Genomic DNA, 23,135 nt, shown 5'->3' with positions numbered 1-23,135 from the left:
CTGGGGTCAGCGGTTCACGGGCCAACCGCGCTGCACCCAGCCCGCCGTTCCGGCGGACACGTTCAGGGCGGTGATGCCTCGCTGGCGCAGGAGGCCCACGACGGCCCTGCTGCGCCCTCCGCTCTGGCAGATGACGTAGACCTCGCGGTCGGTGGGCACCTCGTCGAGACGCTGGGGCACGTCGTTCATCGGGATGTGGGTGGCGCCGGGCACGTGGCCCGCGGTGAACTCGTCGGACTCCCGGACATCGAGGACGAAGGCCCCTTGGCTGTGGGCGGCCGCGAAGTCGTCGAGACCCACCTCGCCGTTCTCGGCCTCCTGCTGGGCCTGCGCCAGCTGACGGCGTACGTCGGCCATGTCGAGGTCGCGAGCCTGCTTGATCACGTCGTCGAGCGCCTGCGGAGGGAGCGCACCGGCCTGGTTGAACAGCATGATGCCGTCGCGGAAGAGCATCAGCGTCGGGATCGACGAGATCCCCGCGCGCCCCGCCAGCTCCTGCTCGGCCTCGGTGTCGACCTTCCCGAAGGTGATGTCGGGATGCGCGTCGGAGGCGTTGTCGAAGACCGGGGCGAACTGTCGGCACGGACCGCACCACGCGGCCCAGAAGTCGACGAGCACGATGCCCTCGCCCCCAACGGTCTCCTCGAAGTCGGCCAGGGTCAGGTCGCGAGTGCTCATGCCACCAGCCTACGAGGACTCTGAAGCGGGGGTGGTCAGGTGCCCTCCCTCACCGGGTAGATCTCATCGGCGACGAGGCCGTGGGCCTCCCGGTGCACGGTGTTGGCCGCCTCCGCATCGGGCGCGTCGACGAGGCAGAAGATCTTGCCGTTGGTCTCGTCGACCCAGTACTGCTGGTAGTTCACGCCGTGTCGGTCCTGGATGGCCAGGTCCGCGGCGTGGGCCTTTGCCACGTCCTCGGCCGTCACCCCGGTCCCGACGTTGTGGACATCCATGTAGAGAGCCACTGGCCCCTCCTCTCCTGGGAACATTTCAGGCTAGGCCGTAGCGCGACGGCGCGGCATCCCCAGAACTGGGCATGTCTCCTAGCGTCCGGTGAAGCGCGGCGTGCGCTTCTCGGCGAAGGCCCTCGGGCCCTCCTGCGCGTCGGCGGAGGCGAAGACGGCCGCTCCGACAGCAGCGTCGTCGGCCCAGCACTCGTTCTCGTGCTTCCCCTCCGAGTCACGGATCGTCCTCAGGACCGCTTGGACGGCCAGTGGACCGTTCGCGGAGATGAGCTCCGCGAGCTCATGGGCCTTGGCCAGGGCCTCCCCGTCCGGCACGACGTGACCGATCAGTCCGATCTCCTTGGCCTCGGGCGCCTTGACGTGGCGCCCGGTCAGCAGCAGGTCGGCGGCCACGGTGTAGGGGAGCTGGCGGGGGAGTCGGACCGCGGACCCGCCAAGCGGATAGAGGCCCCACCTCGGCTCGGAGACGCCGAAGCGCGCCGATTCCCCGGCAACCCTGATGTCGGTGGCCTGCAGGATCTCGGTCCCACCGGCGATGGCCGGCCCCTCGACTGCGGCGATCAACGGCTTCGTGAGCCGAAAGCCCTTGAGCAGGGACTTGATCACCGACGGGTCGAACTCGCCGGACTCGAACTTGTCCGACGGGGATGACTGGGACATCGCGGTCAGGTCGGCACCTGCGCAGAACGCACCGCCGGCGCCGGTCAGGATCACGACGCGGATGGAGTCATCGGAGTTCACCCGGTCCCACGCCTGCTCCATGAGGGCGAGCATCTCCCCGGAGAGCGCGTTGCGCTTCTCCGGTCGGTTCATGGTCACCACCAGGGTGTGACCGACCTGGTCGACGAGGCAGTGCGGCTGCGGTTCAGAGTTCATGAGAAGGACTCTAGTCAGAAACGAGAACGTGTTCTAGTCTTTCGCGCATGGCCCTGAACATCGCTGATCTCTTCGAGCACGCCGTCGACGCCGTTCCCGATCGCCACGCCATCCAAGTGGGAGACCGCAAGGTGGCCTATGCCGAGCTGGAGGCCGACGCCAACAGGCTCGCCCATCACCTGCAGGCCCACGGCATCGACGCCGGCGACCACGTCGGGGTCTACGCCAAGAACAGCGTCGAGCACGTCGTGGCCCTGCTCGCGATCTTCAAGATCCGCGCCGTCGCGATCAACGTCAACTACCGCTACGTCGAGGGCGAGCTCAACTACCTCTTCGACAACGCCGACCTGGTCGCGCTGATCCACGAGCGGTCCTACGCGCCCCTGGTGGCCCAGGTGGCCGGCAACCACGAGAAGCTGCGCACGTTCGTGGTCATGGACGACCCGATGGGTCCCGGAGCAGCGGATCCCGGGACTGCGCCGGCGATCGAGGGGTACGGCGGCGTCAGCTGGAGCGACGCACTGGCATCCCGGAGTGCAGACCGAGACTTCGACGCCCGGTCCAACGACGACCTCTACATCGTCTACACGGGCGGGACGACCGGATACCCCAAGGGCGTCATGTGGCGCCACGAGGACTTCTGGCGGGTGCTCGGCGGCGGCATCGACTTCATGGCAGGAACCCGGTTGGAGGAGCTCGACCAGTCCCGGGCCGCCGCGGCCGGCGAGCCGATGGTCACCTTCCCCCTGTCTCCACTGATGCACGGCGGCGCCCAGGCCGCGATGCTGATGCACCTCTTCGCCGGCCACCTGACGATCCTGGCGCCCAAGTTCGACCCCCGGGAGGTCTGGGAGACGGTCCAGCGGGAGAAGGTCCAGCTGATCTTCATGACCGGCGACGCGATGGCCCGACCGCTGATCGAGGAGTACGAGCGTGGCGCGTACGACGGCAGCTCGCTCGTCGCCGTGGCCAGCAGCGCCGCCATCTTCAGCCGCCCCGTCAAGGAGCGCTGGATGGCTGGGTTCCCGGACACGTTCTTCACCGACTCCGTCGGGGCCTCCGAGACCGGCTTCCAGGGCACGGGACTGCAGGACAAGGAGAACATCAAGGGCGAAGGGGCGATGATCACCCTCGGCCTGGAGTCCGTCGTCCTCGACGAGGACAACACCGTTCTCGACACGGCCACGGAGGTCGGCCGGATCGGGCGACTGGCCCGCTCCGGGAGCGTCCCGGTCGGCTACTACAAGGACGAGGCGAAGTCGGCGCAGACGTTCCTGGAGATCGACGGCACTCGCTACTCGGTGCCCGGTGACTTCGTCCGGCTCGAGGGGGAGAACAGGGTGACGCTGCTCGGGCGCGGCTCCAACTGCATCAACACCGGCGGGGAGAAGGTCTACCCCGAAGAGGTGGAGAACGCGCTCAAGGGACACCCCGACGTCTTCGACGTCCTCGTGGTGGGCATCGCCGACGAGAACTACGGCCAACAGGTGGCTGCGGTGGTCCAACCGCGTGAGGGCGCGACACCCGAGCTCGAGGGCCTGCGCGAGTTCCTGCGCAGCAGCCTGTCCGGCTACAAGCTTCCGCGCTCGTTGACCCTCGTCGACGAGATCCCGCGGCACGCGACGGGCAAGGCGAACTATCCGCGGGCCAAGAAGCTGGCCACCGCCACGACGCAGCCGGCCTGAGGAGCAGACCATGAAGACCGACCTGTGCGAGCTCTTCGGGATCGATCACCCGATCTTCGCGTTCACGCCCTCGGAGCACGTGGCCGCCGCCGCGTCCAGGGCAGGCGGCCTCGGGGTCCTCGGGGCGGTCCGCTTCAACGACGCGGACGAGCTCGACCGCACCCTCGACTGGCTCGACGGCAACACCGACGGCAAGCCCTACGGTGTCGACGTCGTGATGCCGATGAAGGTCCCGACGGAGGGCAGGGCCGTCGATCTCCAGTCGATGATCCCGCCCGAGCACATCAGCTTCGTGGAGCGCACGCTGCAGCAGCTCGGCGTACCTCCACTTCCGGAGGGAGAGGGCCGCGAAGGCGTGTTGGGCTGGCTGCACTCGGTCGCCCGCTCACACGTCGACGTGGCGCTGGCCCACCGACCCGTCCTGATCGCGAACGCGCTCGGTTCACCGCCGGTCGACATCATCGAGCAGGCGCACGCTGCCGGCGTCAAGGTTGCCGCACTGGCCGGGGCCGCCAAGCACGCGCTGTCGCACGTGAGGAACGGCGTCGACATCATCGTCGCCCAGGGCTACGAGGCGGGCGGCCACACGGGCGAGATCGCCGGGATGGTGCTCACCCCGGAGATCGTCGACGCGGTCGGACCGGACGTCCCGGTCCTTGCCGCAGGTGGAATCGGCTCGGGGCGGCAGATTGCGGCAGCGCTCGCGCTGGGCGCCCAAGGGGCGTGGACCGGGTCCTTGTGGCTCACCGTCGAGGAGTACGACCTCTCCGCGGGCACCGGCATCCGCGATGCCCTGCTCGCTGCCGGGTCGGGGGACACCGTGCGTACCCGGGTCTACACCGGCAAGCCGGCACGGCTGCTGAGGACGAAGTGGACCGATGCCTGGGAAGGTGAGGACGCGCCGGCCCCGCTGCCGATGCCGCTCCAGAACCTGCTCGTCGCCGACGCCCACAACCGGATGAACTCCGGGAACGACCCCGAGACCATCTCGATGCCGGCCGGGCAGATAGTCGGACGCACGAACGAGGTGCGCTCCGTCGCCGACGTGATGGCCGACCTGGTGAAGGAGTACGACGAGACCGTCGCTCGCCTGAAGTCCCTGGACTGAACACGCGAGCGCGCTGCCCGGCTGGTTGCACGATGGCCGACAATGGGGCCATGCCCACAGCTCCGTCACCGCTGACCTACGACCAGGCGCTGCGCGACCGGATCTCGCACAACCTGTCCGGCCACCAGCGGCGTACGACGAGTCCCGACGGGCACCGTCGCGCTGCAGTCGCGGTCCTGCTGGTGGACTCCGAGGTCGGCGAGGACCGGGTCGACCCGGCGCCACCGGGCATGGGTGACATGCCCCAGGTGCCGGGCGGTGCCAGCGGGCTGGACGGCAGCATGCAGGACGTCGCTGGGGGCGCCGCCTTCGTGATGTGTCGGCGGCCCGGGACCCTGCGGGCGCACGCCGGGCAGTGGGCCCTGCCCGGAGGACGCCTGGATCCCGGGGAGGACGCGATCGATGCGGCGCTGCGCGAGACCGACGAGGAGATCGGTGTGCGACTGGGGCGCGAGGACGTGCTCGGCCTGCTCGACGACTACGCGACGAGATCGGGCTACGTGATCACGCCGGTGGTGGTGTGGGGCGGGGGTCGCCTGGAGATCCGGCCCTCTCCCGACGAGGTGCTTGCGGCCTACCGGGTCGGGCTGCACAACCTCCAGCGCTCCGACTCGCCGGTCTTCGTGGACATCCCCGAGAGCGACCGGCCCGTTGTCCAGGTGCCGCTCGGCAACGACCGCATCCACGCGCCCACGGGAGCCGTCCTGGTGCAGGTGCGCTGGCTCGCGTTGGAGGGGAGCTCCGCCGCGGTCGAGGCGTTCGAGCAGCCGGTCTTCGCCTGGCGCTGACCTCAGGTCCGGGGTGGCCCCGGCGTCCGAGGGTACGACGCCCGGGAGGCCCGGGAACGGTCAGGAGCTCTCGCCGGCCAGCGCGCGTCCGATCGTCAGGGCCTGCTCGGTGGCACCCCCGAAGGAGAACTCGAAACGCTTGGCCGCGGTGAAGTAGCGGTGGGCCTCGCCGTCCAGGTCGATGCCGACCCCACCGTGGACGTGCACCGTCGTGTGGGCGACACGGTGCCCGGCGTCTGCTGCCCAGAGTTTGGCGCTGGCCACTTCGACCTCGGCGGGGAGTCCCTCGGAGACCCGCCACACCGCCTGCCACAGGGCCAGCTCCTCGAGGAGTCCGTCGATGTAGCCGTCCGCCAGCCGTTGTGAGACCGCCTGGAAGGTTCCGATCGGACGACCGAACTGCTCACGCGACTTGGCGTACGCCGCGGTCAGGGCAACGGCGCCCCGGACCACGCCGAGCTGTTCGGCCGCTGCGCAGACGGTGACGAGCTGGCCGAGGCGCCGGGCCGCCGTGCCGTCGGTCGTTCCCACGAGCGCATCGGCGGGCAGAACGACATCGCTGAGCTCGATGCGAGCGACGACATCGCCGTCACTGGTGTGCTGCGGCTGCACCCTCACGCCGTCGCTGCCGGGCTCGACCAGGAACACGCCCGGGCCTTGGTCCGTGGTGGCGGTGACCAGGAGCAGGTCGGCGACCGTGCCGGCGCGCACGATCGTCTTCGTCCCGTCGAGGGTCCAGGCGTCGGCGCCACGTTCTGCAGTCACGGCCGGCGAGGCGGGCAGGTGTGCCCCGTCCTCGCTGACCGCGGCGGTCAGGAGCCGTGATCCGGTCGCCGCCCCTGGCAGCCAGCTCTGCTTCTGGTGGTCCGAGCCCGCCTCGGCCAGCAGGAACGAGGCTGGACCGTGGGTCGCGAGAGGGACGGGCGCAACCGTGCGACCGACCTCGATCAGGACCCGCACGAGCTCGATCAGCCCGAGCCCGGCACCGTCGTACTCCTCCGGAATCGCCAGGGACAGCAGCCCGGAACCGGCCATCGAGCTCCACAGCTCGCGGTCGAACCGGTCACCGGCCCCCTCGACCTCGCGCATCCGTTCGGGAGTCGCCTTGTCCGTGAGGATCCGGGCGGCCAGGATCGCCGCTTCGTCCTGGGCCGGGGTGAAGTCAAAATCCATCGCAGCAGTCCATGTCCTTCGAATCTGTCTATCGCTTGGCGGCGGGGAGGCCGAGTCCGACGTACCCGATGATGTCGCGCTGGACCTCGTTGGTCCCGCCGCCGAAGGTCATCACCAGCGACGACCTGAAGTAGCGCTCGAGGCGGCCCGCGAGTGCCGAGCCGGGGGAGTCCGAGGTGAGTCCGGCGTTGGGACCGACGATCTCCATCAGCGAGCGGTAGACCTCGGTGTTCAGCTCCGAGCCGTAGACCTTCGTCGCCGACGCATCGGCCGGTGAGAGCGTGTCGATCTCGGTGGCCAGCTTCCAGTTGACCAACGTCAGCGCGTCGACGCGGGCGTGGGCCCGGCCGAGCAGCACCTGCACCCACTCCTGCTCGATCACCCGGCTGCCGTCGGGGCGACGCGTCTCCCGGGCCCAGTCCGTCACGAGCTGCAGGGAGTGAACCGTGGCGGCCGACGAGGTCAGCGCGACCCGCTCGTGGTTGAGCTGGTTGGTCATCAGGTTCCAACCGCCGTTGAGCTCGCCGACCAGGTTCGAGGCCGGGACGCGCACGTCCTCGTAGTACGTCGCACTCGTGTGCACGCCGGCCACCGTGTGCACCGGAGTGTAGGAGAAACCGGGCGAGTCGGCTGGAACCAGGATCATCGACAAGCCCTTGTGGCGTGGCAGATCGGGATCGGTGCGGCACGCCATCCAGATCCAGTCGGCGTACTGGATCAGGGAGGTCCACATCTTCTGGCCGTTGATCACCCACTCGTCTCCCTCACGGACCGCACGCGTCTTCAGCGACGCCAGGTCAGTGCCTGATCCCGGTTCGGAGTAGCCGATGGAGAAGTGCAGGTCGCCGGCCAGGATCCTCGGCAGGAAGTAGTCCTTCTGCTCGTCGGATCCGTAGCGCATGATGGTCGGCCCCACCGTGTTCAGGGTGAGGTAGGGGATCGGGACGCCGGCCACGGCGGCCACGTCGGTGAAGATCAGCTGCTCGACCATCGAGCGCGCCTGTCCGCCGTACTCCTTCGGCCACCCGATCCCGAGCCACCCGTCGCTGCCGAGCTCGTGGATCACCTCGCGGTAGACCTGCGCGTCACCGAACTCGCCGGTGGCCATGGCCAGCGCCGTACGGCGCTCCGGGGTGACGAGCTGGCCGAAATAGTCGCGCAACTCCTCTCGAAGTCGTTCCTGGGCTGGTGTGAGAGCGACGCGCATGTGGTAAAACTATAACGTGTTCTCGTTTTGGTCCAGCACTGTCGGAGGTAGTTCCCATGAGTGATGCCCGCCTTCTCGACTCGGGCTCCGCGCCCGAGCGCTTCGCGCGCGGTTGGCACTGCCTCGGCCTGGCTGACTCGTTCCGCGACGGCAAGCCCCACGCGATCGAGGCCTTCGGCGGCAAGCTCGTCGTCTGGGCCGACACCCAGGGTGACCTGAAGGTCCTCGACGGCTACTGCCGCCACATGGGTGGCGACCTCACCCAGGGCACGGTCAAGGGTGACGAGATCGCCTGTCCGTTCCACGACTGGCGTTGGGGCGGCGACGGCAGGTGCAAGGCGATTCCCTACGCCCGTCGCGTGCCGATGCGCGCCCGCACCCAGACCTACCCGAGCGTCGTGCGCAACGGGATGCTGCTCGTGTGGCACGACGTCGAGGGCAGCGCCGCAGACATGGAGATCCTCCCGCCCGAGCTCGAGGGAGTCGGAACGGATCGATACACCGAGTGGACCTGGGAGGTCATCGACGTCCCGACCGCTCACTGTCGCGAGATCGTCGACAACGTGGTCGACATGGCGCACTTCTTCTACATCCACTTCGCCTTCCCGACCAACTTCCGCAACGTCTTCGAGGGCCACATGGCCACCCAGTTCATGGAGTCGACGGGGCGTCCCGACATGGCCGGCGACGGGTACGGCGACGAGGACCTGGTCCTCAGGTCGGAGGCCACCTACTACGGTCCGTCGTTCATGGTGAACTGGCTCGAGACCGACTACAAGGGCTTCCTGACCAAGGTCATCCTGATCAACTGCCACGTCCCGACCGGCCCCAACTCGTTCAAGCTGCAGTACGGCCTCTGCGTCGAGAAGCCCGAGGGCCTGGACGACAAGACCGCCAACTACATCGGCAAGAAGTACTCCGACATGTTCGGCGACGGCTTCCTCCAGGACGTGCGCATCTGGCTCGACAAGGCGCCGGTGCAGAACCCGCTCCTGTGCGAGGAGGACGGTCCGGTCTACCAGCTGCGGCGCTGGTACGAGCAGTTCTACGTCGACAAGGCCGAGATCACCGGCGAGATGACCGACCGGTTCGAGTTCGAGGTCGACACCACCAAGGCCAACGAGTTCTGGCGCCAGGAGGTGCAGGAGAACCTTGCCCGCAAGGCCGCCGAGGACGACACCGCTGCAGCCGAGCAGGCTCAAGAGCCCGCCGAGACCAGCTGATGGCCTCCTTCGTCCCCAGCAGCGCGGAGACGCTGGAGGACCAGCGGCGCTACACCCAGGCGCGGTTGGTCGAGGTCGCCTGCCTGGACTGCCTGGCACGTGTGCGCGTGAAGAAGAACAGCGAGCACCACACCTCCATTCAGTGGGACGACTCCCACGGCCAGTGCCAGGAGTTCGCAAGAATGGGCTCGGCGCCCGGTGGGCGCCAGATCCACGTGTCATGTCCCCGCCTGACCGCCAGCATCGAAGCTGCGGTCCGCGACGGGGCCGTCCCCATCGGAGCAGAAGATGGATACTGAATCGTTTCTCCTGGAGGTCCTCGGCGTCGTCGAGGAGACCCCTGATGCCTGCTCGGTTCAGTTCGTGGTCCCGACCGAGGCCGAGGACCACTTCACCTACCGCCCGGGGCAGTTCCTCACCCTCGCGGTGCCGAGCGACACGACGGGGCTCGCAGCCAGGTGCTACTCCCTGAGCAGCTCGCCGGTCGACGGCGGACCCCTGACCGTCACCGTGAAGCGCACGGTCGACGGTTATGCCTCCAACTGGATCTGCGACAACCTCAAGGCGGGCGACTCCATCCGGGTGCTGCCACCCAGCGGCATCTTCTCACCGGCCGACCTCGACGAGGACCTGCTGCTCTTCGCCGGCGGCAGCGGTGTCACCCCCATCATCTCCATCGCACGCACCGCCCTGGCCCGAGGCACGGGAAAGATCGTCGTCTTCTACGCCAACCGGGACGAGACCTCCGTGATCTTCGCGAAGGAGTGGGCCAGGCTCTCGGCCGAGCACCCCGACCGGCTCGTGGTCGTGCACTGGCTGGAGTCCGTCCAGGGCCTGCCCACCCAGGAGCAGCTGAAGTCGTTCGCGTCCCACTTCGCGACGTACGACGCGTTCTGCTGTGGGCCGGCGCCGTTCATGAAGAGCGTCTCCCTTGCACTGCGAGAGCTCGAGTTCCCTCGTGCCCGCCGTCACCAGGAGAAGTTCGTCTCGCTCGGAGGCAACCCGTTCGGCGACGTCGAAGAGCTCCGCAAGGCCGAGGAGACGCTGGCCGACGCGGACGACCACGAGGACGGCGACGGGGCGGAGAACCCACTGACCGGACCGGTCCGCATCGAGGTCGAGCTGGACGGCGAGAACTACGAGTTCGACGACTATGCGGGCGACAAGCCGATCCTCGACTTCCTGGAGTCCAAGGGCGTCGACGCTCCGTTCTCCTGCCGCGAGGGCAACTGCAGTGCCTGTGCCTGCATGGTGCTCGAGGGCGAGGTCAAGATGTTGCACAACGAGGTGCTCGACGAGACCGATCTCGCCGACGGCATCCGACTGACCTGTCAGGCGCTGCCACTCAGCGAGAAGCTGCGGATCACCTACAACGGCTGAACGACGGTTCCGGCCGGCCCGGGAAGAGCGACACGTCGACTACCAGCCGCGCTCGCGCCACTCTGCGAGGTGCGGTCGCTCGTTACCGAGCTGCCCGTCCTTGCCGTGACCGGGGTAGAACCAGGTCTCGTCGGGCAGGGTGCCGAAGACCTTCGTCTCCACCTCGTCGATCAGGGTGGCGAAGGCCTGGGCGTCGCCGAAGGTGTTTCCCACTCCGCCCGGGAAGAGGCTGTCACCCGTGAAGAGATGGGGGTGGCCCTCGGGGTCGTCGTACCTCAGGGCAACCGACCCGGGGGTGTGGCCTGCGAGGGCGATCACGCGAAGGGAGCAACGGCCCACCGGCACCACGTCACCGTGCTGCAGCCGGGTGCCGACCTCGACACCGGTCTGCTCGGTGATGGCGTCCGCGTCGGGCGCGCCTGCCAGGACTGCGGCGCCCGTCGCCTCGACGACAGCTGCCAACGCACGGTGATGGTCCCAGTGCTGGTGCGTGGTCACCACCGCGGTCAGCTGCGACTCGCACAACCGCAGCAGGCTGTCACTGTCGTCGGCTGCGTCGACGAGGACCTGCTCCCCGGTCTCGCGGCAGCGCAGCAGGTAGCAGTTGTTCGACATCTTCTCGTCGACAGCAAGCTTGGTGATGGTCAGGTGGGGGAGCTCACGGACGTCGGCGGGGTCTCCCGCGGCCACGTCACCGGTGTAGGTCATCGCCATGGTCCCAGCGTAGGCAGGTCGCCGGTCAAACGGTCGCCGGACCCCCGGCCCATCAACCACCACGCCAGGTCAGCGCGGCTTCCGCGGACCTCCGGTCCGCCCGAGCCGACCTGGATCGAGCCCTCGGGGGAGTGGAGTGTCAGGTCGACCTCGCGTGACCGGAACTCGACCAGCGAGGGAAGCACCTCGTCGACGAACTCCGGCGACCAGCTCGCCGGCGTCCATGCCAGGCCGAGGTCCGCGTGGTGGATCTCCACCTCGCGCCACCGGGCGACGAGGCCCTCGGCGACGGAGAGCTGCGGCCCGCCCGGCACGCGCTCGAGTCGCGCCGTCAGGTGGTCTTCGTCGACGTCGTCGGCCACGTCGCGCCACGCCCCACAGGTCTCGAACAACAGCTCGCGGAGGTCTCCGACGGGCAGTCCCGCGGCGCCCCTGATGTCCGCGTCCCGGGCTTCCGTGGACTCATAGACGGCGACCAGCTCGCCCCGGAGCGCCGCGCCGATGGCCCGGCCGAAGCATCGTGCGTTCATCGCCACGTGGGCGACGACGTGCGCTCGGGACCAGCCCGGCAGGACACTGTCTCCTGCGAATTCCGCGGGCGTCATCCGATCGACCGTGCCCAGCAGGGCGTCGGTGGCCGCGTACACACGAGGCAGGTGCAGGTGGGTCATGCCCTTGAGACTAGTGCCACAAATGGCGAGTGTGATGGCGAACACTTGTTCGAACACCGTAAGGTGTTCGAGTGGCCGACCAACTGATCATTCGTGGCGCGCGCGAGCACAACCTCAAGGATGTCTCGCTCGACCTCCCTCGCGACTCCCTCATCGTGTTCACGGGCCTCTCCGGCTCCGGCAAGTCGAGCCTGGCGTTCGACACGATCTTCGCCGAGGGCCAACGCCGCTACGTCGAGTCGCTGTCGGCGTACGCCCGCCAGTTCCTCGGTCAGATGGACAAGCCCGACGTCGACTTCATCGAAGGCCTGAGCCCGGCCGTCTCGATCGACCAGAAGTCCACCTCGAAGAACCCTCGCTCCACCGTCGGCACCATCACCGAGGTCTACGACTACCTGCGCCTGCTCTATGCCCGCGCCGGCCGCCCGCACTGCCCGGTCTGCGGGTCGCCGATCGAACGCCAGACGCCGCAGCAGATCGTCGACCGCCTGATGACGAACGACGAGGGCACCCGGTTCCAGGTGCTGGCCCCGGTGATCAGGGGCCGCAAGGGTGAGTACGTCGAGCTGTTCCGCTCGCTGCAGAGCCAGGGCTACAGCCGGGCGCGTGTCGACGGTGAGACGAAGACGCTCGACGCGTTGCTCGACGGGCCGGTGATGAACAAGCAGAAGAAGCACACCATCGAGGTGGTCGTCGACCGTCTCGCGGTCAAGGAGTCGGCCAAGCGCCGCCTCACCGACTCGGTCGAGACCGCGCTCGGGCTGGCCGGCGGACTGGTCCTGATCGACTTCGTCGACCGCGACGCCAAGGATCCCGACCGTGAGCTGCGGTTCTCCGAGAAGATGGCCTGCCCGAACGAGCACAGCCTCGACACCGACGACCTGGAGCCACGGTCGTTCTCCTTCAACTCGCCGTTCGGCGCGTGTCCACAGTGTTCCGGCCTGGGGACCCGCATGGAGGTCGACCCGGAGCTGGTGGTCGCCGACCCGTCGGCCACCCTGGGCGAGGGTGTCATCCAGCCGTGGAGCGGCGCCCACGTCGCCGACTACTTCCTGCGCTTGTTGGGAGCCCTCGGCGACGAGCTCGGCTTCGACCTGAACACCCCGTGGGAGAAGCTCTCCCCCGAGCTGCGCACGATCATCCTCGACGGACACCCCACCAAGGTCCACGTGCGCAGCAAGAACCGCTACGGGCGCGAGCGGTCCTACTACGCCGCCTACGAGGGCGTGCGTCCCTACATCGAGCGGCGGCACCGTGAGGCCGAGACCGACACCAGTCGGGACCGCTTCGAGGGCTTCATGCGCGAGGTGCCCTGCCCGACCTGCGAGGGGAGCCGACTCAAGCCGGTCTCCATGGCCGTGACGCTGGGAGACCGTGCGAAGGGCGGGCTCAACATCACTGAGCTCTGCTCATTGCCGATCAACGAGACCGCCGAGCACCTCCGGCACCTCGAGCTGTCGCACCGCGAGCGTCAGATCGGCGAACGGGTGCTGAAGGAGATCCAGGAACGACTCAACTTCCTGCTCGACGTCGGGCTCGACTACCTGAGCCTCGACCGCCCCTCGGGCTCGCTCTCCGGCGGCGAGGCCCAGCGGATCCGTCTGGCCACCCAGATCGGCGCCGGCCTGGTCGGCGTCCTCTACGTGCTCGACGAGCCGTCCATCGGCCTGCACCAGAAGGACAACCACCGACTCATCGAGACCCTCGTCCGGTTGCGGGACCTCGGCAACACGCTGATCGTCGTCGAGCACGACGAGGACACCATCCGGGCCGCCGACTGGGTCGTCGACATCGGCCCGGGCGCCGGTGAGCACGGTGGCCAGGTCGTGGTGTCCGGCACGGTGGACGACCTGCTCAACCACGCCGACTCGCCGACGGGCGCCTACCTGTCAGGCCGTCGTGAGATCCCCGTCCCCGAAGTACGCCGTCCGCTCACCAAGGGGCGTGCCCTCACGGTGCACGGGGCGACCGAGCACAACCTGCAGGACGTCACGGTGGACTTCCCGCTGGGAGTCTTCTGCGCGGTCACGGGCGTCTCGGGCTCCGGCAAGTCGACCCTGGTCAACGACATCCTCTACACCTCGTTGGCCAAGCAGATCTACAACGCACGCACGGTTCCCGGCCGGCACCGCAAGATCACGGGTCTCGAGCACGTCGACAAGGTGATCCACGTCGACCAGTCACCGATCGGGCGGACGCCGCGCAGCAACCCGGCGACGTACACCGGTGTCTTCGACCACGTCCGCAAGCTCTTCGCGTCAACACCTGAGGCGAAGATGCGGGGGTACCTCCAGGGCCGCTTCTCGTTCAACGTCAAGGGCGGGCGCTGTGAAGCCTGCTCCGGCGACGGCACCCTGAAGATCGAGATGAACTTCCTCCCCGACGTCTATGTGCCGTGCGAGGTCTGCCACGGGGCGCGCTACAACCGCGAGACCCTCGAGGTGCACTACAAGGGCAAGACGATCGCCGAGGTGCTCGACATGCCGATCGAGGAGGCAGCGGAGTTCTTCGCCGCCGTCCCGGCGATCGCCCGTCACATGAAGACGCTCTGCGAAGTCGGCCTCGGCTACGTGCGACTCGGCCAACCGGCGACCACCCTCTCGGGCGGCGAGGCACAGCGGGTGAAGCTGTCCAGCGAGCTGCAGAAGCGCTCGACGGGTCGCACCGTCTACGTGCTCGACGAGCCGACGACCGGGCTCCACTTCGAAGACATCCGCAAGCTGCTCCTCGTCCTCGGCCGGCTGGTCGACCAGGGCAACACCGTGCTGGTGATCGAGCACAACCTCGACGTCATCAAGACCGCCGACCACCTGGTCGACATGGGTCCTGAGGGCGGTTCCCGGGGCGGAACCGTGGTCGCGACGGGCACTCCGGAGGAGGTCGCTGCCAACCCCGGGAGCCACACCGGTGCGTTCCTGGCGCCGATCCTCGGGGTGACCCCGGGCGCGCCGCCGGCGCCCAGGAAGCGCGCTGCCAAGAAGGCGGCACCCCGGAAGACGGGGGCGAAGACGGCGGCATCCCGGAAGGCGGGGGCGAAGACGGGGACTCCCGCACGGCCCGGCGGGCGGAAGACGGCGGCGAAGTCCTCCTGACGGCTCACAGCCATCCTTCAGGTGGTTGCGCTTTCATTGACCTCATTCGTCCGTCACTGTGTTCCACACGAGGGAGACCAGCCCATGGATTCACCAAGCCACGTCACGCGGCGCGGGGTGCTGAGCGGTGCCGCAGCCGGGTTGTCGCTGCCGCTGCTGGCTGCTTGCAGCAGCTCGGGCGACAGCGAGACCACGTCCACCGACCCGGCGTCGGCGTCGTCGACCTCCAACGGGTCCACCGGCCCGGGTTCGGGTGACGCAGGCACGAGCACGCAGACGGAGTCCTTGGTCAGCGCGGCAGACGTGCCCGAGGGCGGCGGGGTGATCCTGGACGACCTGGTGGTGACCCAGCCGACCACGGGGGAGTTCAGGGCCTTCTCGTCCACGTGCACCCACATGCAGTGCAAGGTGTCCAGCATTGACAGCTCGATCCACTGCGCCTGCCACGGCAGCCAGTTCTCGATCGTCGACGGCGCCGTGGAGGCGGGACCGGCCACCGCGGCGCTGCCCGAGCAGCCCGTCCGACGTGCCGGCCGGGACATCATCAGGTCATGAAGGAGAACCCTGTGGAGCAGCCCTGCCTGCGTCGTCGTCACCTGCTGGCCGCTGCCGGCGTCGTCGGTGTCGGCGTACCCCTCGTCGCTGCCTGTGGCCCCGACGAGCAGAAGCACGCACCCCCGAAGGCAGGCACTGAGCTGACCACCACCGATGAGGTTCCGGTCGGTGGTGGGGTCATCGTCGGGAACGTGGTGGTCACCCAGCCCACCAGCGGGGAGTTCAAGGCCTTCTCCGCTGTCTGCACGCACGCACACTGCCTGGTCACCAAGGTGGACCACGCGATCGAGTGCCCCTGCCACGGCAGCAAGTTCGCCCTGGTCGACGGGTCCGTGGAGCAGGGGCCCGCCGGTGACCCGCTCCCGCAGGTCGACATCGTGGTCGACGCGAAGACCATCAGCACCGCGTGAGCCGCGCTCCTCGACTGGCACCCGGGCCGGACCGTCCGCCTGCCCACGTAGGGTTGCCGCGTGGCTGATCCGTCGTCGTACCGTCCCCGGACCGGGTCGATCCCGACCCAGCCCGGCGTCTACAAGTTCCGCGACGCCCGTGGCCGTGTGGTCTATGTCGGCAAGGCGAAGAACCTGCGATCCCGGCTCTCCTCCTACTTCCAGGACATCGCCAACCTGCACCCGCGTACGGCGACCATGGTGACCACCGCGGCGAGTGTCGAGTGGACCGTGGTCAACACCGAGGTCGAGGCGCTCCAGCTCGAGTACTCCTGGATCAAGGAGTTCGACCCGCGGTTCAACGTGAAGTACCGCGACGACAAGTCCTACCCGTGGCTGGCAGTCACCCTGGGCGAGGAGTTCCCTCGGGTCATGGTGGGGCGGGGTGCCAAGAAGAAGGGAACCCGCTACTTCGGCCCCTACGGCCATGCGTGGGCGATCCGCGAGACGGTCGACCTGCTGCTGCGTGTCTTCCCGATGCGCTCCTGCAGCAACGGCGTGTTCAAGCGCTCGGCACAGATCGGCCGACCCTGCCTGCTCGGCTACATTGACAAGTGCGCGGCTCCCTGCGTCGGTAATGTCAGCGCAGAGGAACACCGGGAGATCGTCGACGACTTCTGCGACTTCATGGCCGGGCAGACCAGCGGCTTCGTGAAGCGCATCGAGCGGGAGATGTACGCCGCCTCCGAGGCGCTCGACTTCGAGAAGGCGGCACGTCTGCGTGATGACCTCGGCGCCCTCAACAAGGCCCTGGAGAAGCAGGCGGTCGTGCTCGGGGACGGAACCGACGCCGACGTGATCGCCCTGGCCGAGGACCCCCTCGAGGTGGCCGTCCAGATCTTCCACGTACGTGGTGGACGCATCCGTGGGCAACGCGGCTGGGTGGCGGACCGCGTGGACGAGGGCGACACGGGCGACCTGGTCGAGACCTTCCTCCTCCAGCTCTACGGGGACGAGTCCGGTGACGCGATCCCGCGCGAGGTGCTGGTGCCCGCGCTGCCGCCGGACCTGGAGACGCTCGAGGTGATGCTGAGCGAGCTGCGGGGCAGCCGGGTGGCGATCCGAGTGCCGCAGCGCGGCGACAAGAAGACGCTCCAGGAGACGGTCGCGCGCAACGCGCTCCAGGCCCTCGGCCTGCACAAGACCAAGCGGGCCAGCGATCTCACCACCCGCAACAAGGCCCTCGAGGAGATCCAGGAGGCGCTCGAGCTCGACGAGGTGCCCCTCCGGATGGAGTGCTACGACATCTCCAACCTCCAGGGCACCGAGGTCGTCGCCAGCATGGTGGTCTTCGAGGACGGCCTCGCGCGCAAGAGTGAGTACCGCCGATTCGTGATCCGCGGCGTCGACGGGCAGAACGATGTCGCCTCGATGCACGAGGTGATCACCCGGCGGTTCCGACGACTGCTGGACGAGCAGGCGATGTCCGTCGAAGCCCCGGGTGGAGCAGGGGACCCGGCCCACGACGGCCCGATGCTCGTCGACCCGGAGACCGGCCGCCCACGCAAGTTCGCCTACGCGCCGGGGCTCGTGGTGGTCGACGGTGGCCCGCCGCAGGTGGCGGCTGCCGTGGCAGCCCTGACCGAGCTCGGCATCAACGACATCCCCGTCTGTGGCCTCGCGAAGCGGCTGGAGGAGGTGTGGGTCCCGGGGGAGGAGGACCCCGTCATCCTGCCCCGTTCGAGTGAAGGCCTCTACCTGCTCCAACGGCTGCGTGACGAGGCCCACCGGTTCGCGATCACGCACCACCGCGGCCGCCGGTCCAAGACCATGGTGGAGAGCCTGCTCGACGATGTCCCGGGCCTCGGGGAGGTACGGCGCAAGACCCTGATCAAGCACTTCGGCTCCCTGCGCAAGCTGCGCGCGGCCACCGTCGATGAGATCGCCCAGGTGCCCGGCATCGGGCCCGCCACGGCTTCCGCCATCAAGGGTGCAGTGGGGGCGGGAACCGGCAACAATGTGTCCGTCAACACCGCCACTGGCGAGATCACCGAGGAGTGACGATGAGCATGCCCGATCCACGGCCCGACCACAGGGGCGAGCTGGTGGTGGTCACCGGGATGACCGGAGCCGGCCGGAGCACGGCGGCCAAGGAGCTCGAGGACCTCGGCTTCTTCGTCGTCGACAACCTTCCTCCGGCACTGGTGCCCGACGTGGTCCGGCTCGTCGACCAGAGTGCCGGCACGACGCAACCGATCGCGGTGGTGGTCGACGTACGTTCCGGCTCGTTCTTCGAGAGCCTGCGCGCCAACATCGCCCAGCAGGCGACCGGTCGTCGGACCACCCTGCTCTTCCTCGAGGCAGACGACAACGTCCTCGTCCGCCGCCAGGAGGCCGCGCGGCGACCTCACCCGCTGCAAGCGGGTGGGCGGCTGCTCGACGGCCTGCGTCGCGAGCGTGAGGTGCTGGGTGTCCTGCGAGGCAACGCCGACGTCCTGATCGACACCACCGAGCTCAACGTGCACCAGCTCACCGACAAGGTGGCCGAGGCGTTCGGCGCACCTGAGGCGATGACCCTCAAGATCACCGTGGTCAGCTTCGGCTTCAAGTACGGCATCCCGGTCGACGCCGACTTCGTCGCCGACATGCGATTCCTGCCGAACCCCTACTGGGTCCCTGAGCTGCGCGCGATGAACGGCAGGAGCGCCGAGGTCGCCGACTACGTGAAGAGTCGCCCCGACGCCCAGGAGTTCCTCGAGGCCTACCTTCCCGTGATCCAGACCGCCTCCGCCGGCTACCTGCGTGAAGGCAAGCGGTTCCTCACCGTGGCCATCGGCTGCACCGGTGGCAAGCACCGCAGCGTCGCGATGAGCGAGGAGATCGCCCTCCGACTCAGCGAGCAGGGCTATGACACCCGCGTCCAGCACCGCGACCTGGGCAACGAGTGAGCCCCGCGGAGGAACGGGGGCCCCGCCTCCCCACGTCGGTGGTCGCGCTCGGTGGCGGCCACGGCCTGCATGCCTCCCTGTCAGCGTTGCGCCGGGTCACCGACGACCTGACCGCCGTCGTGACCGTCGCGGACAACGGCGGTTCGTCAGGTCGGCTGCGAGGCGAGTTCGGCGTCCTTCCCCCGGGCGACCTGCGCATGGCACTGGCCGCGTTGTGCGGTGACGACGAGTGGGGCCAGACCTGGGCCAAGGTCCTCCAGCACCGTTTCGCCAGTGACGGTGAGATGGGGGGCCACGTCGTGGGCAACCTGTTGATCGTCGGCCTGTGGGAGCTCCTCGGTGGCCACGTCAACGGGCTCGAGTGGGTGGCCCGCCTCCTCGACGCCCGCGGTCGGGTGCTGCCGATGGCGACCACGCCGATGGACATCACGGCCGAGGTGCGCGGCATCGATCCGTCCCGCCCCGATGACATCGATCTGGTCCAGGGCCAGGTCGAGATCGCCACCTCCGAGGGCCGGGTCAGCGCGATCAACCTCGACCCACCCGCCCCCGAGGCATGTCCCGAGGCCGTCGACGCGCTGCAGGCAGCCGACTGGATCGTGCTCGGACCGGGCAGCTGGTACACCTCCGTGATCCCGCACCTGATGGTCCCGGGGCTGCGCCGTGCGATCGAGGAGAGCCACGGCCGGGTGATCGTGGTGCTCAACCTGGCCGAGCAGGCGGGGGAGACGGCCGGCTATCTGCCCGAGGACCTGCTGGAGGCGTTGCTCGACCACGCTCCGGCGCTCAAGGTGCACACCGTCCTGGCGGACCTGAACGCCGTCCCCGACCCCGACCTCCTCGACCGGGTGGTGACCGATGGCGGGGCTCGTCTGGAGCTGGCTGACGTCGCGATGGACGACGGCAGCCCGCGCCATGACCCGGAAAAGCTGGCAGCCGCCTATGTGCGCATCATGACTGGTGTGTAAGGATCACGGCATGGCAATGACGGCACAGGTGAAGTCTGAGCTGGCCAGCACCCAGACCACCAAGACGTGCTGCCGCAAGGCTGAAGTGTCCACCACGCTCCGCTTCGCAGGTGGAATCCACATTGTGAGCGGCAAGATCGTGGTTGAGGCGGAGCTCGACACGGGAGCCGCCGCCCGGCGACTGCGCACGGACATCTCCGACGTCTACGGGCACACTGCCGAGATCGCGATGGTCCAGGGCAACGGCATCCGCAAGGGAAGTCGCTACGTCCTCCGGGTGGTGAAGGAGGGCGAGGCCCTCGCCCGACAGACCGGTCTGCTCGACCAGCGCGGACGCCCGGTCCGTGGCCTTCCTCCGCAGGTGGTCAGCGGCGGTGGCTGCGACGCGGTCGCAGCGTGGCGCGGCGCCTTCCTCGCCCACGGCTCCCTCACCGAGCCGGGCCGTTCGTCGGCGCTCGAGGTCACGTGTCCCGGTCCCGAGGCAGCGCTGGCTCTCGTCGGTGTCGCCCGGCGCCTCGGCATCCAGGCCAAGGCCAGGGAGGTCCGTGGCGTCGACCGCGTCGTGATCCGTGATGGCGACGCGATCGGAGCCATGCTCACCCGCCTCGGCGCCCACGAGACCCTGATGGCCTGGGAGGAGCGGCGGATGCGCCGCGAGGTCCGTGCCACCGCCAACCGGCTCGCCAACTTCGACGACGCCAACCTGCGCCGTTCTGCGCGCGCGGCCGTGGCCGCCGGCGCCCGCGTCGAGCGGGCCCTGGAGATCCTGGCCGACGAGGTCCCGGACCACCTCAAGCTGGCCGGTCACCTGCGCCTCGAGCACAAGCAGGCTTCCCTGGAAGAGCTCGGACAGCTCCACGACCCTGTCCTCACCAAGGACGCCATCGCCGGGCGAATCCGTCGCCTGCTGGCGATGGCCGACAAGCGGGCCGAGGAGCTCGGCATCCCCGACACCGAGTCGTCGTTGACGCCGGAGATGTTGGCCGAGGAGTCCTGACCTCTCCGCCGTGCGGTGAGGTCTGCGTCACACCGGGCGCTAGGGTTCTGGTGACCAGAGCTTGTCGACGTCTTCGTGAGGAAGTGGCTCAGCATGACTGTTCGGGTAGGGATCAACGGTTTCGGCCGGATCGGGCGCAACTTCTATCGTGCGGTCCGAGCGTCGGGCGCTGACGTGGAAGTGGTCGCCGTCAACGACCTCACCGACAACGCCTCGCTCGCGCACCTGCTGAAGTTCGACACGATCCTGGGTCGGCTCGATGCCGACGTCAGCTCGACGGACGAGTCGATCACGGTCGGTGACCAGAGCTTCGTCGCCTTCGCCGAGCGCGAGCCGGCCAACCTCGCGTGGGGTGAGGCCGGGGTCGACGTCGTGGTCGAGTCGACCGGGTTCTTCACGGATGCCACGAAGGCCCGGGCCCACGTCGACAGCGGTGGCGCAAAGAAGGTGATCATCTCCGCGCCGGCCAAGAACGAGGACGTCACGGTCGTGATGGGGGTCAACCACGAGGACTACGACGCCGGCAAGCACACCGTGATCTCCAACGCGTCCTGCACCACCAACTGCCTGGCCCCGATGGCCAAGATCCTGCACGACGGGATCGGCATCGAGCGCGGGTTGATGACGACCATCCACGCCTACACCGCTGACCAGAACCTGCAGGACAACATCCACCGCGACCTCCGGCGGGCACGGGCCGCCGCACTCAACGTGGTGCCCACCTCCACCGGCGCCGCCAAGGCGTTGGGCCTGGTCCTCCCGGAGCTGAAGGGCAAGCTGGACGGCTACGCGTTGCGTGTCCCCGTCCCGACCGGGTCGGTCACGGACCTGACCGTCAACGCTTCTCGCGAGACCACGGTCGACGAGATCAACGCCCTCTTCAAGGCGGCCAGCGAGGGTGCCTTCTCTCGCTTCGTGACGTACTCGACCGACGAGATCGTCTCGTCCGATATCGTCACGGATCCGTCGTCGTGCACCTTCGACTCTCCGCTGACCAAGGTCATCGGTGACCAGGTCAAGGTGGTCGGCTGGTACGACAACGAGTGGGGCTACTCCAACCGACTGGTCGATCTGATCGAGCACGTCGGCGCCACGCTCTGACCCGTCCACCGGTCGACCGGCACCACCGCCGGTCCAGAGAACAGCTCGTCAGGAACAGGAAGGCACGCATGTCAGGCTTGGACACTCTCGCGTCAGCACTCGGCGGGAGCCTCACCGGGAAGCGCATCCTGGTGCGCTCCGACCTCAATGTTCCCCTCGACGGTGAGACGATCACCGACGACGGCCGCATTCGAGCCAGCGTGCCGACGATCAAGGAGCTGTCCGAGGCAGGTGCCCGCGTGGTCGTCACCGCCCACCTCGGACGACCCAAGGGTGAGCCGGACCCGGCGTACTCCCTGGCGCCGGTGGCCGACCGCCTGGGGGAGCTGCTCGGTGCGCCGGTGGCCTTCGCCACCGACACCGTGGGGGAGTCCGCGAGGTCGACGGTCGACGGCTTGGCGGACGGCGACGTCGCGGTCCTGGAGAACGTTCGCTTCAACCCCGGCGAGACCAGCAAGGACGACGCCGAGCGCGGGGCCTTCGCCGACCAGCTCGCGGAGCTGGGTGACGGCTTCGTCAGCGACGGGTTCGGGGTCGTGCACCGCAAGCAGGCCTCGGTCTACGACATCGCCGAGCGACTCCCGCACGCCATGGGCAACCTGGTGGCCACGGAGATCGACGTCCTGCGTCGCCTCACCGTCGACCCCGAGCGACCGTACGTCGTCGTCCTGGGTGGCTCGAAGGTGTCCGACAAGCTGGGTGTGATCGACAACCTGTTGGAGAAGGCAGACAAGCTGCTGATCGGTGGGGGGATGGTCTTCACCTTCCTGAAGGCCCAGGGCCTGGAGGTCGGCAAGAGTCTCCTCGAGGAGGACCAGCTCGACGTCTGCCGCGACTATGCCGCACGCGCTGAGTCCGGTGGTGTCGAGATCGTGCTCCCCACCGACATCGTGGTCGACAGCACCTTCCCGTCCGGCGACCAGGAGCCCCAGCCGCAGGTGGTGGCGGCTGACGCCATCCCTGCTGACTCACTCGGTCTCGACATCGGCCCCGAGTCCGGTGCGGCCTTCGCAGCCGCCCTTGCGGACGCACGGACCGTCTTCTGGAACGGCCCGATGGGAGTCTTCGAGGTGGATGCCTTCGCGGGGGGCACGCGTGCCGTCGCCCAGGCGCTCACCGAGGTGGAGGGGCTTTCCGTGGTCGGGGGCGGTGACTCCGCTGCTGCGGTCCGCCAGCTCGGCTTCGACGAGGCGGCGTTCGGCCACATTTCCACCGGTGGTGGCGCCAGCCTGGAATACCTCGAGGGCAAGGAACTGCCCGGCATCACCGTGCTCGACTGACGTGCCCGGCACCCA

The 23,135-nt window shown here is 68.6% G+C and carries 22 protein-coding genes; 15 read left to right on the top strand and 7 right to left on the bottom strand.

The window, feature by feature from the left end:
• Positions 1–6: 6 nt before the first annotated feature.
• The 3 genes from trxA to ncot_RS09545 all read right to left on the bottom strand — a co-directional run bounded on the left by trxA (position 7) and on the right by ncot_RS09545 (position 1,841).
• A complete protein-coding gene (trxA, locus tag ncot_RS19860; protein ID WP_168617401.1) occupies positions 7–678 on the bottom strand; it encodes a thioredoxin in 672 nt (223 codons plus the stop codon).
• Positions 679–713: 35 nt separating this feature from the next.
• A complete protein-coding gene (locus ncot_RS09550) occupies positions 714–965 on the bottom strand; it encodes a DUF4242 domain-containing protein (protein ID WP_168617400.1) in 252 nt (83 codons plus the stop codon).
• 78 nt (positions 966–1,043) lie between these two features.
• Positions 1,044–1,841, bottom strand: coding sequence for a crotonase/enoyl-CoA hydratase family protein (locus ncot_RS09545; protein WP_168617399.1), 798 nt, complete (start codon positions 1,839–1,841; stop codon positions 1,044–1,046).
• 47 nt (positions 1,842–1,888) lie between these two features.
• Here ncot_RS09545 and ncot_RS09540 point away from each other — a divergent pair, with 47 nt between their 5' ends.
• Genes ncot_RS09540 through ncot_RS09530 form a run of 3 tightly spaced genes read left to right on the top strand, consistent with a single transcriptional unit; the run spans position 1,889 to position 5,422 of the window.
• A complete protein-coding gene (locus ncot_RS09540) occupies positions 1,889–3,526 on the top strand; it encodes an acyl-CoA synthetase (protein ID WP_168617398.1) in 1,638 nt (545 codons plus the stop codon).
• A 10-nt stretch (positions 3,527–3,536) separates the two neighbouring features.
• A complete protein-coding gene (locus tag ncot_RS09535; RefSeq protein WP_168617397.1) occupies positions 3,537–4,634 on the top strand; it encodes a nitronate monooxygenase family protein in 1,098 nt (365 codons plus the stop codon).
• Positions 4,635–4,684: 50 nt separating this feature from the next.
• Complete coding sequence (locus ncot_RS09530; protein ID WP_168617396.1) at positions 4,685–5,422, top strand: CoA pyrophosphatase; 738 nt, start codon at positions 4,685–4,687, stop codon at positions 5,420–5,422.
• 60 nt (positions 5,423–5,482) lie between these two features.
• Here the strand turns inward: ncot_RS09530 and ncot_RS09525 are convergent, their stop codons facing one another.
• Both ncot_RS09525 and ncot_RS09520 read right to left on the bottom strand, forming a co-directional pair.
• The gene (locus ncot_RS09525) at positions 5,483–6,595 is read right to left on the bottom strand and encodes an acyl-CoA dehydrogenase family protein (protein ID WP_168617395.1); all 1,113 of its coding nucleotides are present in this window, start codon (positions 6,593–6,595) and stop codon (positions 5,483–5,485) included.
• A gap of 28 nt (positions 6,596–6,623) precedes the next feature.
• Complete coding sequence (locus tag ncot_RS09520) at positions 6,624–7,802, bottom strand: acyl-CoA dehydrogenase family protein (RefSeq protein WP_168617394.1); 1,179 nt, start codon at positions 7,800–7,802, stop codon at positions 6,624–6,626.
• Positions 7,803–7,858: 56 nt separating this feature from the next.
• On the opposite strand from ncot_RS09520, the gene ncot_RS09515 reads away from it, so the two are divergent.
• The 3 genes from ncot_RS09515 to ncot_RS19815 are packed head-to-tail and all read left to right on the top strand — an operon-like array spanning position 7,859 to position 10,405.
• Positions 7,859–9,025 carry a Rieske 2Fe-2S domain-containing protein gene (locus ncot_RS09515; protein ID WP_168617393.1) on the top strand — a complete coding sequence of 389 codons (1,167 nt, stop codon included), beginning with the start codon at positions 7,859–7,861 and terminating at the stop codon, positions 9,023–9,025.
• A complete protein-coding gene (locus ncot_RS09510; RefSeq protein WP_168617392.1) occupies positions 9,025–9,324 on the top strand; it encodes a hypothetical protein in 300 nt (99 codons plus the stop codon). Before ncot_RS09515 ends, ncot_RS09510 begins: the two co-directional genes overlap by 1 nt.
• The gene (locus ncot_RS19815; protein WP_168617391.1) at positions 9,314–10,405 is read left to right on the top strand and encodes a ferredoxin--NADP reductase; all 1,092 of its coding nucleotides are present in this window, start codon (positions 9,314–9,316) and stop codon (positions 10,403–10,405) included. The genes ncot_RS09510 and ncot_RS19815 overlap by 11 nt, the downstream gene beginning before the upstream one ends.
• A gap of 39 nt (positions 10,406–10,444) precedes the next feature.
• On the opposite strand, the gene ncot_RS09500 is transcribed toward ncot_RS19815, so the two are convergent.
• Positions 10,445–11,119 (bottom strand): MBL fold metallo-hydrolase, encoded by a 675-nt coding sequence (locus tag ncot_RS09500; protein WP_346766639.1) that lies wholly within the window; start codon positions 11,117–11,119, stop codon positions 10,445–10,447.
• Complete coding sequence (locus tag ncot_RS09495; RefSeq protein ID WP_168617390.1) at positions 11,110–11,790, bottom strand: maleylpyruvate isomerase family mycothiol-dependent enzyme; 681 nt, start codon at positions 11,788–11,790, stop codon at positions 11,110–11,112. The genes ncot_RS09500 and ncot_RS09495 overlap by 10 nt, the downstream gene beginning before the upstream one ends.
• A gap of 71 nt (positions 11,791–11,861) precedes the next feature.
• On the opposite strand from ncot_RS09495, the gene uvrA reads away from it, so the two are divergent.
• The 9 genes from uvrA to ncot_RS09450 all read left to right on the top strand — a co-directional run bounded on the left by uvrA (position 11,862) and on the right by ncot_RS09450 (position 23,120).
• A complete protein-coding gene (uvrA, locus tag ncot_RS09490) occupies positions 11,862–14,882 on the top strand; it encodes an excinuclease ABC subunit UvrA (RefSeq protein WP_168617389.1) in 3,021 nt (1,006 codons plus the stop codon).
• Positions 14,883–14,966: 84 nt separating this feature from the next.
• Positions 14,967–15,437 carry a Rieske (2Fe-2S) protein gene (locus ncot_RS09485; RefSeq protein ID WP_168617388.1) on the top strand — a complete coding sequence of 157 codons (471 nt, stop codon included), beginning with the start codon at positions 14,967–14,969 and terminating at the stop codon, positions 15,435–15,437.
• Positions 15,434–15,847 carry a Rieske (2Fe-2S) protein gene (locus ncot_RS19810; RefSeq protein ID WP_168617387.1) on the top strand — a complete coding sequence of 138 codons (414 nt, stop codon included), beginning with the start codon at positions 15,434–15,436 and terminating at the stop codon, positions 15,845–15,847. The genes ncot_RS09485 and ncot_RS19810 overlap by 4 nt, the downstream gene beginning before the upstream one ends.
• Positions 15,848–15,907: 60 nt before the next feature.
• Positions 15,908–17,887 (top strand): excinuclease ABC subunit UvrC, encoded by a 1,980-nt coding sequence (gene uvrC, locus ncot_RS09475; protein WP_168617386.1) that lies wholly within the window; start codon positions 15,908–15,910, stop codon positions 17,885–17,887.
• A 2-nt stretch (positions 17,888–17,889) separates the two neighbouring features.
• A complete protein-coding gene (gene rapZ / locus ncot_RS09470) occupies positions 17,890–18,774 on the top strand; it encodes an RNase adapter RapZ (protein ID WP_240938153.1) in 885 nt (294 codons plus the stop codon).
• The gene (yvcK, locus tag ncot_RS09465; RefSeq protein WP_206065264.1) at positions 18,771–19,742 is read left to right on the top strand and encodes a uridine diphosphate-N-acetylglucosamine-binding protein YvcK; all 972 of its coding nucleotides are present in this window, start codon (positions 18,771–18,773) and stop codon (positions 19,740–19,742) included. Before rapZ ends, yvcK begins: the two co-directional genes overlap by 4 nt.
• Before the next feature lie 10 nt (positions 19,743–19,752).
• Positions 19,753–20,739, top strand: a complete 987-nt coding sequence (gene whiA, locus ncot_RS09460) for a DNA-binding protein WhiA (RefSeq protein WP_168617385.1) — start codon at positions 19,753–19,755, stop codon at positions 20,737–20,739.
• A gap of 93 nt (positions 20,740–20,832) precedes the next feature.
• Complete coding sequence (gene gap, locus ncot_RS09455; RefSeq protein WP_168617384.1) at positions 20,833–21,840, top strand: type I glyceraldehyde-3-phosphate dehydrogenase; 1,008 nt, start codon at positions 20,833–20,835, stop codon at positions 21,838–21,840.
• A gap of 68 nt (positions 21,841–21,908) precedes the next feature.
• Positions 21,909–23,120, top strand: coding sequence for a phosphoglycerate kinase (locus tag ncot_RS09450; RefSeq protein WP_168617383.1), 1,212 nt, complete (start codon positions 21,909–21,911; stop codon positions 23,118–23,120).
• Positions 23,121–23,135 lie beyond the last annotated feature (15 nt).

It is taken from the genome of Nocardioides sp. JQ2195 (assembly GCF_012272695.1).
Taxonomy (GTDB): domain Bacteria; phylum Actinomycetota; class Actinomycetes; order Propionibacteriales; family Nocardioidaceae; genus Nocardioides.
The sequence above is the reverse complement of the archived record's forward strand: the minus strand, read 5'-3'. Positions and strand labels throughout refer to the sequence as shown.